We start from the raw sequence: 12,696 nt of genomic DNA, 5'->3' as shown, positions 1-12,696 counted from the left end.
ATGGGCAATGTATTGTTGCCAATGCCATTTTTCTTGTGGTATCTGCAAGCTTTATTGTAGTATGGTTATTAGTAAACCCAATGATTTCAACTGCCTATCGATAAAAGGAGCTGTTTACCTTAGTGTTTCGATTGTTGTATCTTTAAGAATGAATTGAAGTGTCATGGAAGAAAAATTAATGTCAAAAAAAAAGCCGGCCTATCCCGTTAGCGAGGCCTTGGACGGTTATCTAAAACACTACAACAGGAAAAGCGAAATTCCGATATTTTATGATGATTTGCTCCGATTTTCAGGCTCGGTCGTGGTGTATGACAACAATGATGAGGATACCCTTTGGATACGGGTGTATTATTCCGAATTTGACCGAAAGGAAATAGACGATAGTCTTAAAAAAGTCTATTCGATTTTACATTCCGATGGTAGTAACAACATCCATCAATACCTAAATGTGGATGCGGTGGACTTTTGCACCTTTGGAAACTCCAAACCTTTTCGAATTAAGATCCGAAATATTCTGAACGACAACTTTACCTATTTCTACATAAAACGTACCGATGCCTCCCGTATCTATGGGCTGGAATTGGAGCACATGCTTTCTCCCTATAACCTGAACTTTTTGGTATACAAGGATACGCTGATCGAGGAGCACATCGCAGGGATTCCGGGCGATGAGTTCATCAAAAATATGCTGCCCAAGTGTTCCGAACCGGAAAAAGCCCAGCTTGCCAAGGAATTTGTCAAATTCAATGAGCGATGTATGATACGGTTGCTTGGAGATATGCGTTCTTACAATTATGTCATCGTACCAACCCATGATTTTGACCATGTGGTCTATAAAATCCGTGCCATCGATTTTGACCAACAGTGTTTTGAAGGAAAACTAAAGGTATACCGACCCCAGTTTTTCAAGGAAAATTATCAAATGGTAGAAATGGTACGGGAAAAACTGCTTAGGGATTCGGTCGACCAATACAAATTGGAGGAGCGTTCCATGGTGGCCAAGCGAATTCTTAGTTCCGGAAACCGAATCAAAAAACTACGGGCAATCTGTAAGGAGGATACGATTTCTACGGAAGAGAATATCGCCCTTTTGAAGGAACAGATTGGCACCTTGACCTCTGATTCGAATTTCAGTAAATGCAAAACGATGGGCGAAGTGCTTGACCTTGCCTTAAATTTTGTACGCCGTAACTATGAGGATGTCAGTATGAAACAGATTATTGAGCAGAATATCAAAATATAGTTTTTAGTTCGTAGTTGTTAGTTTTTAGGTTGGGATACCAAAGAAATTTGGCGTGAGGAATGTAACTATATGAATTTAAGATGATTATCTTTACAACCATCAACCATCAACCATCAACTTTTCTGCTCCTTGTTAAAATAGACTAGGTAGTAATACATCTGTCGCTCCTCGTCCCAACCTTTTTCCACAAATTTTTCGGCGGATTCTGGATTGATAAAATCCAATTTGATTTGGATATTCGTGTCGAGGTTTATTACGTTTTTTATCTTTTTTCGAGCATCGGAAACGGCCTTGTTGGCAATATCGAAATTGGAAACATCCTCAATACTGTATTTTGGGCCTTTCTCAACTTTGTAATGTTTAAATTCCGGTATCAGGGCCGGGTTCTCCATAACCTCGTTTAGAAAATTTGTTTCCTCAAAGGCGTCGTTCTTTGCAAAATGGTTTACGGCCCTGTTCATGAACAACACTTCTTGTTGCTTGTCTTCGGCAGGTAAAACCACGTCCTTGGCAAAGTTCTGGCAGAATTTTAAGTAGTTCTTGGTCTTGAAATTGTCATCGGACAGCGGTTCCACGCCCAAAAAGTTTTCCAACCAGTATTTTGTATCGTATTTATTACTGTCAACCGAGAGTACTTTATATCCATCTTCCTTGTTGACATTAAGGATCAGGCATCCTTTGTCCAGCTTATTGATGTTGATGCCTTGTTGGACGATAATGTCCAAATTGGATTCATTCTCCTTGAACTGTAGGAAGTCATGTTTAAGCTCGCTTTTGAATATACCCAAGGCGTCAACCTTTTCATTGTCCAAATGCACTCCTGTCAAATAGGTCACATATACCTCGCCGCTTTTAATATGGGGGTGGTTGGACTGTTCAAACAATAAGGTTGCTATTTTTTTGGAGGCCGCATGTGCATTTGAGGTATCCTGAAAAACGGTGCTGGCCAACTTGTAGAGTTCGTTGAATTCTACATCCACGTCGTTTGAGAGCTTAAAATAATTCTCCTCCTTTTCACGAAAAGGTTTAAAAAAGTATTCTTTTAATAGACCTGTAGTCTCGTCGTTTAGTGCAAACGGTTCTGCGGACAAAAATATTCCTTCGCCCTTATTTTTGTTTCCTACCCTGTGTATGGATATATGTTCGATCTGGGTGGCATATAAGTTGATCATGAAATTTTATGGTTTAAATGGATTGCTTTGAGGTAAAATGTTTTTTACTTCAACTAACAACTAACAACTAACAACTAACAACTAACAACTAACAACTAACAACTAACAACTAACTAATTCCAATTCTCATCAAAGTCGAGGTCGTCATAGTTTTCAAAGGTATCGTCAAAGTCGAAGGCACTGTTTTCAGATTCGAATTTTCTTTCCGGGGGCGACTCGGGCAGTTCCCCAAAGCCGAACAATATATTGGGGTAGGGTCGGCCATCTTCTTTCTCCACGATATCCGCCAGTTCCACAAAAAAGGTCCACATATTCAAGAAGTCATAAACATAGATCATTTTTGGACTGTCCTCGGTCAACACATCCTCCAAAAAAGTTTCGTTCATTAATCGAACATCAGAACCTGTTTCGCTCATATCGAAAAGGGCGATTTCCTCATCCTGTTTCCAATTTTCATCGCAGGTGTAAAAGGATGCCATTTCGTTCCCCAAAAAGCCAAAGGCTTGGGTTATCGCATTATGAAATTCCTCCAACGTATCATGGGCTTCAATTTCCAAATCCCTGAAGATATCCTCTTCGGCATCCAGTATTATCCTGATTTTATAGACCATACCTAATTAATTTGTGGGATGCCAAAGTTACAAAGAATTGAGACTTGTTTTTGGCTTAAGGGCATCTAAAACCAGATAGAACTGCACCCCGAACAAAATGGAAGCTACCACGAGATGCAACGGTTGGCTGGCAAAGGGAAAATCCAAGTAATACATGGCCATTCCTGAGAACGCCTCGACCACCAGGAGAAATAGAATCCAGACGATTTTTACATGTCCTAGATTTAGTTTGAAGATTCTGTAGGCTAAAAAGGCATTTAAAAGAATGACAATAATGGAAAAACTTCGATGTACATAAAATACCCATGTTGGGTCTGCCAGCCATAACCTCTTAGCGGTATCTCCTACCATATCAATCTGATGGTCCACAAACTGCCTGACCTGCGTGCCAAGAATTATTTGAACGATGGTCAAAATCAATGCAAAACAAGCTAAAACAAGTATTGTTTTGTCAAAAATGATTCTCTTGTCCTCATTGTTTACCCTGTAAATAATATAAAGTAGTATTGCCACGATGATCAAGGCCATAAGCATGTGCAAGGTTATTTTTACAGGTTCCAAGACGGAATATACTACGGTGGCCCCCAGCCAGGCCTGAAAACCCATGCCAAATACTACCAGCCATGAGAAAATGGTGACTCTTTTTTGTTTTTTCCAGTAGGTGATGGAACTTAAGGCCAAAGCAAGGGTAGCCAAACCCGCTAGGGCACCAAAGAGTCGGTTAATGTATTCTATCCACGTATGCCAAGGGTTAAAAATTGCATAATCATGCTTCGTATACATCTGCCAATTAGTTTCATCAAAAGATGAAGTGGATATAAAATCCTTGGCTGCTACCCGTAATGTTTCATCCTTTATGATTACCTGACCTTTTTTATATGGGCTCTCCGGTTGCCACTGGAGTTCAGAAGCTTCCGTGGGAGGGATATAATACCCAAAACATTTTGGCCAATCCGGACAACCCATACCGCTTCCGGTCATACGTACGACCGCACCTGCTACAATGACCAGATACACTAGTATTAGTGCTAGTTTGGCAAGTTTTCTAAAGGTTATTTTCATGGTGGAGTCTTTATACAAAATTACCACTCTTTTGAAAAAATAATGGGGAAACCCCATTTTTTTCACCCAATTCACCTTTACGACAAATCAATTGAAAAATAGGGATTTAATCTACAATAATAAATTCGGAGCGTCTATTTAATTGGTGATCTTTATCAGAACATATAATACCGTTGGCACATCGGTTTATTAATTGTGTTTCACCATACCCTCTACCGGAAATTCTATTCTCGTCAATTCCTCTTGAGATGATATAGGAGACGGTTCTTTTTGCCCTTCTGTCCGATAACCATAGATTGTAATTGTCTTCCTCTCTACTATCGGTATGAGATCCAATTTCAACCTTTACCTCCGGTCTTTTCTGCATATAGGCAACGACCTTGTCCAAGTTTTCAAAAGCATCCTCCCGAAGATAGGAACTGTTGAGGTCAAAATAAATAGGATCTAATTTTAAGACCTTTACAAGATCGGCACCCAATACGGCTTTTTTGCTGCTTTCCTCCATCTCAACTTTGACATTCTTGATATATTTCTCATTTGGTGATGTGAAAAGCAAAAGTGATCCTTCTTCATAACCTTCCAGATTTCCGACAACTGAATATTGGTTTTCCTGACAAGGTATTTGTATCTCAAACTCACCTTCTCTATTGGCTATGGTTTCCCCAATGGTACCACCAGATGCATCATAAGCGGTCATTATTACGTTTGGAATCGCTTTTTCACTATCCTTATCGGTAGCTATCCCAGAAATAGTGACCATACAGTCTATGGTCTTCAGGTAATAAATGTCATCTCCTCCAATTCCACCGGGCCGATTGGAAGCAAAAAAACCGATGGTCCGCTCCTCGTCAAATACCATCGAGAAGTCATCATAGGGACTATTTATGGGATTACCGAGATTAGTAACATTATCATATTTTTTTAAATCGATAGAGAAGATGTCAAGACCACCTAACCCCTGATGACCATCCGATGCAAAATATAAAATGCCGGACTCGGAAATAAAGGGAAAAGACTCTCTACTCTCCGTATTTACTTTCGGGCCCAAGTTTTCTGGGGTTCCAAAAGAGCCGTCGGGATGTATGTCTACCACAAAAATGTCCGATGCGCCTAAAGAACCAGGCATGTCCGATGAGAAATATAATTTTGTACCCTCCTCGTTCATTGAAGGATGTGCTACGGAATACGAATCACTATTAAAGGGCAGTTCTTCAATATTCCCCCATAGACCCGAGTTTAATGTTGCACGGTAAATTTTTAACCTGCTTATTCCTTTTTTGTCCCTACTGAAACCACCTTTTTTGAAATTGTTTCTAGTGAAATAGACCGTTTTTCCATCTTTAGAAAAACTTGTGGACGATTCATTGGCCATTGATTTTAGTTCCTTATCAAAGGAGGTGGCGGTACTATATTTTCCATCGTTCGGTTTTGTAGCTTGATATAGATTCAAATAGGGGGTTGAGGTTCTTTTACTAGTTTCCAAGTCCCTTGCGGTTGAAAATATGAGCTGATTTTGATAAAAGGATGGTGCAAAGTCCGATTCCTTTGAATTGATGGAACTTAAATTTTCGACTGTGAACTCCATTGATGGTGCCATCAACTCTTTCAGATAATTTTCATCTTCGCTGTGTTTCAATGCCCTAACATCGTTCGTATTGGCTTTTTTGAACTTGTTCATCCAAATTTCGGATTCGCGGTAATTTTTGGTCGACTTTAAAGCTTGGGCATAACGATAAAAATAGTCTGAATCTATGGAACTATCGTTCAGTTCAAAAAGTTTTGAAAACCAATACGTAGCCTCATCGTATTTGGCATTTAAATAGGCCGTATTTCCAAGGTTCTTACATATTTCCTCATCAGTCAACCCTTGCTTGCTCAACTCTTCATAGGTGGACATGTTCACCATATATCCATAATGGTCAAAATTATCTTCTGCGGTCTTGGTTTTCTTTTGTGACAGAGCGAAAACCGGAAGCAGTAATAAAATCATCCCTATGTGATGTAAATTGAGTTTCATGCTTCGTATTTTAAAAGAATCGAGGGGTTAAATCGATTTTATCTTTTTTAATGAATTCATATCTCAAGAACACTTCAAAAGAGCCGTTGTTAAATTTGGTCCCACCCAATTCTGATATATCACTATCATAGGCAAGCCCCAACATGAACTCCTTTGCCATCTGAAAACCAAATAGACCACTTATAGCAGCATCCCAGCGGTATGCCGCACCAAGGGTGAATTTGTCGTTCATTAAAAAATTGGCAGATACATCCGCCTGTAGCGGAGCACCTGGGGTAGCTTTCAACAAAAAGGCAGGTTTGAATTTTAACGATTCGGATAGATCAAAAACATATCCGGAAATTAGATACCATGTCATTCTATCCACCGAGACTAAATTGTCATTTCCTCCCGCGCTCTCAAAATGTTCGGTCTGTAAAATATTCGGGACAGATAGACCCGTATAGAATTTGTTGTTATGAAAATAGATTCCCGCGCCAATATTAGGGGTAAACTTTCGGTACAATTCAGTATCCGTAATTGTGTTGGCACTGGCACTGTAATTTCTCAGATTATTAAAATCAACGTTTAACAAATGACCTCCTGCTTTTAGTCCGAAGGATATTTTATCGGATTCAGAGGTGTTTATAGTGTAGGAAAATGCAGCATCAACATAAGTGTTCTGGGTGGTATTGTTGCCAATTTCGTCATGTACGATTGACAATCCCAGACCAACTCGGTCAGAGGTAGGTCCATGCACGTTTAAAGTTTGTGTGTTTGGCGCTCCGTCCCTTCCTAACCATTGGGACCTATGTAATAACGCAATACTCAGAACATCTCGGGAACCTGCATAAGCTGGATTAACCGAAAGTGTGTTGTACATATATTGGGTATACTGTGCATCTTGTTGGCTAAAACCTAACTGTACCGCCATATAAAGGGTAAAATAAAAAAGGATATTTCTTTTATTACTGCTCATACCTATCTGATTACATAGAGATATCCTGTTAACAATTTCTGTTCTCCTTGTGCTTCATATTGAATGTCATAATAGTAGACACCGGATGGAAGTTCCTCGTTTTGCATAATGGTAGTTCTGCCATTAGATATACCGTTAAATGCATTGGTAATATTTTCATAACCTTGGGTTTCCCAAACTTTTACGCCCCAGCGATTGTAAATTTTAACCGTGTTGTTTGGAAATCTTTCAATATTGATTATTTCAAAATTACCATTGATGTTGTCTCCAGGTTTAACCAAATCAAGTTCTACATATAGTTCACAAGTTGAACCTGTAGGGGGTGTTCCTCCGACAGAATCGCAAGGGTCCAATGGGTCGGTTCCATCAGATACTTCTTGTCCGTCCACCACCCCGTCACCATCGGTATCTGGATTACTAGGGTCCGTACCTATTCGTACTTCCTCATCATCCGGCAGGCCATCATTATCACTATCCGCAGTTAATGGTACGTTCTCAAATATGATAATAACCTCTCCAATTCCTGTGTTCCCCGCAATATCCGTTGCGGTTATGCTCAATATTGCTTCAGCATCTATAGTAGGAAAGCTCCCGTTATGCGGAACTTCGGTTGATGTATCTATCGCCCAAATACCATTGATATCCGTATTGATGACATAAATAATAGGAGTTGCGATATTGTCTATGGTAACGGTAATGGTAATAATTTCATTCGAGCTTCCGGAACCTAGTAAAATTGGGAAACTGTCCCTCGTAGTAAAACTCTCCACCAAAGGTGCCTCCGTATCTATGGTATATGGATGTTGTACGGATGCCGAACCTGTATTTCCATTATTATTTATAGTAGTGATTGTTCCTAGGACACTAGTATCAATGTCCGACACCAAATCGTTTCCGGATACAGAAATATTAAAATTGCCATTGGAGTCTACCGCTCCTGTATAGTTTCTGTTATTAATGGATAACGTTACGATATCTCCTTCGTTAAAATCGCCGGATACGTTACCGGTAATAGTTATGGTTTCAAGAGACTCCTGTTCATTTATAATATTGTCAGCAGTGATGGAATCAATATTGATGATAATCTGAACTGGAATTGTTTCGGTACAGTCTGCAATACCATTATTATTTAAATCTGTCTGATTTATTGATACGGTCACGATACTGAAGTCATCAGTTGTACATGGAGCTATCGCAAGTACGGTATAGGTATGTGTCCCGTCGCCGTTGTCGGTCCATATCCCGCCGGCATCCGGCAAACCGCCTAATTGTGCGAAAAGGTCGTTGTTGTCGAACGTATCGCCCTGACAAATATTTAAGGTGCCGTTGGTCCCGGCGTTGGGAGGTGCCTGTTGGTTTACGGTCACGGTACTGGAGTCGTCGGTCGTACATGGTGAAGTTGCAAGTACCGTGTAGGTCTGTGTCCCGTCACCGTTGTCGGTCCATGTCCCGCCGTTATCGGGCGAACCGCCGAGCTGTGCGAAAAGGTCGTTGTTGTCAAAAGTGTCCCCCTGGCAGATGTTCAAAACACCATCTGTGCCCGCATTGGGAGGTGCCTGTTCCACCACGGTCACTGTGCTTGAATCGTCCGTGGTACATGGAGCGGTTGCCGGAACGGTATAGGTATGTGTCCCGTCACCGTTGTCGGTCCATGTCCCGCCGTTATCGGGCGAGCCACCTAATTGAGCAAAGAGGTCGTTGTTGTCGAAGGTGTCCCCTTGGCAGATGTTCAGGGTACCGTCGGTCCCTGCATTCGGCCGTGCCTGTTGCGTTACGGTCACGGTACTCGAATCATCGGTCGTACAGGGTAAAGTTGCAAGTACCGTGTAGGTGTGTGTCCCGTCGCCGTTGTCGGTCCATGTCCCCCCGGCATCGGGCGAACCGCCTAGCTGTGCGAAGAGGTCGTCGTTGTCGAAGGTGTCCCCTTGGCAGATGTTCAGGGTACCGTCGGTCCCTGCATTCGGCCGTGCCTGTTGCGTTACGGTCACCGTACTTGAATCATCGGTCGTACAGGGTAAAGTTGCAAGTACCGTGTAGGTGTGTGTCCCGTCACCGTTGTCGGTCCATGTCCCCCCGGTATCGGGCGAACCGCCTAGCTGTGTGAAAAGGTCGTTGTTGTCAAAAGTGTCCCCTTGGCAGATGTTCAAAATGCCATCGGTCCCGGCATTGGGCTGTGCCTGTTGGGTTACGGTCACGATACTGAAGTCATCAGTTGTGCATGGAGCTATCGCAAGTACGGTATAGGTATGTGTCCCGTCGCCGTTGTCGGTCCATGTCCCTCCGGCATCGGGCGAACCACCTAATTGAGCGAAAAGGTCGGAATTGTCAAAGGTATCGCCCTGACAAATATTTAAGGTTCCGTCGGTCCCGGCGTTGGGAGGTGCCTGTTGGGTTACGGTCACTGTACTCGAATCATTGGTCGTACATGGTGCGGATGCCAAAACTGTATAGGTATGTGTCCCGTCCCCGTTATCGGTCCATGTCCCGCCGTTATCGGGCGAGCCACCTAATTGAGCAAAGAGGTCGTTGTTGTCGAAGGTGTCCCCTTGGCAAATAGTTAACGTTCCGTCGCTTCCAGCGTTGGGAGGTGCCTGTTGGGTTACGGTCACTGTACTCGAATCATTGGTCGTACATGGTGCGGATGCCAAAACGGTATAGGTATGTGTCCCGTCACCATTGTCGGTCCATGTCCCTCCGGTATCTGGAGAGCCGCCGAGCTGTGTGAAAAGGTCGTTGTTGTCGAAGGTATCGCCCTGACAAATATTTAAGGTTCCGTCGGTACCGGCGTTGGGAGGGGCCTGTTGGGTTACGGTCACGGTACTCGAATCGTCGGTCGTACAAGGTAAAGTTGCCAGAACGGTATAGGTATGTGTCCCGTCACCATTGTCGGTCCATGTCCCTCCGGTATCTGGAGAGCCGCCGAGCTGTGCGAAAAGGTCGGTATTATCAAAGGTATCACCCTGACAAATATTTAACGTTCCGTCGGTACCGGCATTTGGCTGTGCCTGTTGCGTTACGGTCACTATGCTTGAATCATCGGTCGAACACGGTGCCGTTGCCAGAACGGTATAGGTATGTGTCCCGTCGCCGTTGTCGGTCCATGTCCCTCCGGCATCGGGCGAACCACCTAATTGAGCGAAAAGGTCGGAATTGTCAAAGGTATCGCCCTGACAAATATTTAAGGTTCCGTCGGTCCCGGCGTTGGGAGGTGCCTGTTGGGTTACGGTCACTGTACTCGAATCATTGGTCGTACATGGTGCGGATGCCAAAACTGTATAGGTATGTGTCCCGTCCCCGTTATCGGTCCATGTCCCTCCGGTATCTGGAGAGCCGCCGAGCTGTGTGAAAAGGTCATTATTGTCAAAAGTGTCCCCCTGGCAGATGTTCAAAACACCATCTGTGCCCGCATTGGGAGGTGCCTGTTCCACCACGGTCACTGTACTCGAATCATTGGTCGTACATGGTGCGGATGCCAAAACGGTATAGGTATGTGTCCCGTCGCCGTTGTTGGTCCATATCCCGCCGGCATCCGGCGAACCGCCTAATTGTGCGAAAAGGTCGGTATTATCAAAGGTATCACCCTGACAAATATTTAACGTTCCGTCGGTCCCGGCATTTGGCTGTGCCTGTTGCGTTACGGTCACTATGCTTGAATCATCGGTCGAACACGGTGCCGTTGCCAGAACGGTATAGGTATGTGTCCCGTCGCCGTTGTCGGTCCATGTCCCCCCGGTATCGGGCGAACCTCCGAGCTGTGCGAAAAGGTCGTTGTTGTCAAAAGTGTCCCCTTGGCAGATGTTCAAAATGCCATCGGTCCCGGCATTGGGCTGTGCCTGTTGGGTTACGGTCACGATACTGAAGTCATCAGTTGTGCATGGAGCTATCGCAAGTACGGTATAGGTATGTGTCCCGTCGCCGTTGTCGGTCCATATCCCGCCGGCATCCGGCAAACCGCCTAATTGTGCGAAAAGGTCGTTGTTGTCGAACGTATCGCCCTGGCAAATGTTTAATACTCCGTCTGTACCAGCATCCGGACAAGCAAATATGGTAATCGTCACCGTTGCATATTGTGTGTGTCCCTTAGAGTCCAAAATTCCGTAAACAAAGGAGTCAGAACCAAAATAATCAGTGTTGGGAGTATAGGTAAAATAGTCATCCACGGGATTGGTCGGTGTGCTATTATTATCCAATACAGTTGCTCCATTGGTCGGTGTGCTTACTAAAATAATACTACCCGTATTGGGACCATTCCCACCAAAATCATCATTGGTAGTAACTAAAATATTCACGGAATCATCTTCTTCAACTGTGGCCGTATCGTCTCGAGGTACTGGAAAGAAACTTTCGGTAAGGTCATCCAATAGATTTCCATCCGAATCAATTCCGTCATCGGAAATATCAAAAGTGTCTTTGGGCCCGTATGGACTGTCTCCCGTTGCCGTTGCCTGATTAATAACCCCTCCGGCATCAATTGCATTTCCATCAAAACTATATCCAGCAGCGTAGGTGGCTATTTCATTTGCTTGTAAAGTTCCTTCCCCAGAACCCATAGTTGCAGAAATGAAAGAAGGGGCACTGGTTAACGTCAACGGGTTTCCATTGGCATCCGTAAAAGTATCGGTGAGTTCGATATTTATGATTTCCACATTACCCGTGTTCTCTACTTGAATCGTATAATTGACCGCATCACCAATGGATACGGGCGTGCTATAATTTTCGGTTACTGTTTTGGTTACTTCAATGGAAGGTTCAGCAATTATCAGATTGGATAGCACAAATTCTACGTTTTCGTTAAAGCTGATTAGGCTTCCGGAAACCGATACGTCCATTTCGATGGATTGAACTGGAGCATCCATACGCATTGTCCCTCCTCCTGTACCTTGGTCCACACCATTTCCACACTCGCCGCCATTGGAGCTGAGTAGGGCACCCGCATCAATTTGAAATTGTGTGTTGTTTGATTGAAAAATGGGTCCATTGCTACTAATATTGGTCCAAGTTTCATTGGTCAAGGTAAAAACTCCGGTATTTGTCCCGTTCAACAGTGGAAACGGCAAAATACCATAGGTACCTACCTTATCAACATTTACCAATGGATTGGTAAGGTAAACCGGATTTCCAGTGGTTGCATCAAAAAAATGAAACTCCAAAGTACCCGTCAATAAAGATGCAACGGAAATTTCAAGGGACGGACTTCCAAAAACGTCCGGTGTAGGATTGTTATAGGTGTTGTCCGAAGTACAGCCCATGGTCTCATTTCCAGATATCAGTACACTCCCTGTTACCCTACATTCTACACGGACAAGACCGTCAGAACTTAAGGATTCCCAAGTGTTTAAATTAATAGGGGTCCAGGTAGTGGTTTGTTGTGAGTAAAGACAACAACTGACTAATAGTAATAAAAATAAAAAAAACCGTTTCCCAAGATTTGTTTTGGTCAATTGGTCTTTAATTGGTTTGGCCATTACTTAACAATCCTAATTTTATTCCCTTTTCCAACCTGGTTTTTGTTGAATTGTGGCACTATATTGATTTATAAAAGTAATCTGACCCTAATTCTTTAGAAATTTAATGTTGTAAAGACAGTAAAAGGAAAGGTAAACCTTAGATTATCTGTTGGTAACAGATTTGAA

At 43.1% G+C, this 12,696-nt stretch carries 7 protein-coding genes; 1 reads left to right on the top strand and 6 read right to left on the bottom strand.

Annotated features, from left to right (window positions below; all coding sequences use genetic code 11):
* Nucleotides 1-178: 178 nt before the first annotated feature.
* Nucleotides 179-1,243 carry a hypothetical protein gene (locus F0361_RS00575; RefSeq protein ID WP_246160781.1) on the top strand — a complete coding sequence of 355 codons (1,065 nt, stop codon included), beginning with the start codon at nt 179-181 and terminating at the stop codon, nt 1,241-1,243.
* A gap of 113 nt (nt 1,244-1,356) precedes the next feature.
* Here the strand turns inward: F0361_RS00575 and F0361_RS00570 are convergent, their stop codons facing one another.
* The 6 genes from F0361_RS00570 to F0361_RS00545 all read right to left on the bottom strand — a co-directional run bounded on the left by F0361_RS00570 (nt 1,357) and on the right by F0361_RS00545 (nt 12,528).
* Entirely contained in the window at nt 1,357-2,415 is a 1,059-nt protein-coding gene (locus F0361_RS00570) for a nucleoid-associated protein (protein ID WP_154916781.1), read from the bottom strand.
* Between the two features lie 113 nt (nt 2,416-2,528).
* Nucleotides 2,529-3,026 carry an IS1096 element passenger TnpR family protein gene (locus F0361_RS00565; protein ID WP_154916779.1) on the bottom strand — a complete coding sequence of 166 codons (498 nt, stop codon included), beginning with the start codon at nt 3,024-3,026 and terminating at the stop codon, nt 2,529-2,531.
* Between the two features lie 27 nt (nt 3,027-3,053).
* Nucleotides 3,054-4,088 carry a COX15/CtaA family protein gene (locus F0361_RS00560; RefSeq protein ID WP_154916777.1) on the bottom strand — a complete coding sequence of 345 codons (1,035 nt, stop codon included), beginning with the start codon at nt 4,086-4,088 and terminating at the stop codon, nt 3,054-3,056.
* A 106-nt stretch (nt 4,089-4,194) separates the two neighbouring features.
* On the bottom strand, nt 4,195-6,105 hold the full coding sequence (locus F0361_RS00555; protein WP_246160780.1) for an OmpA family protein: 1,911 nt from the start codon (nt 6,103-6,105) through the stop codon (nt 4,195-4,197).
* 10 nt (nt 6,106-6,115) lie between these two features.
* Complete coding sequence (locus F0361_RS00550) at nt 6,116-7,063, bottom strand: PorP/SprF family type IX secretion system membrane protein (protein WP_154916775.1); 948 nt, start codon at nt 7,061-7,063, stop codon at nt 6,116-6,118.
* A 2-nt stretch (nt 7,064-7,065) separates the two neighbouring features.
* On the bottom strand, nt 7,066-12,528 hold the full coding sequence (locus tag F0361_RS00545) for a T9SS type B sorting domain-containing protein (RefSeq protein ID WP_154916773.1): 5,463 nt from the start codon (nt 12,526-12,528) through the stop codon (nt 7,066-7,068).
* Nucleotides 12,529-12,696 lie beyond the last annotated feature (168 nt).

Source organism: Maribacter flavus, from assembly GCF_008386635.1.
Lineage (GTDB): Bacteria > Bacteroidota > Bacteroidia > Flavobacteriales > Flavobacteriaceae > Maribacter > Maribacter flavus.
Note: the sequence above shows the minus strand (reverse complement) of the source record. Positions and strands in the feature narration are given on the sequence as shown.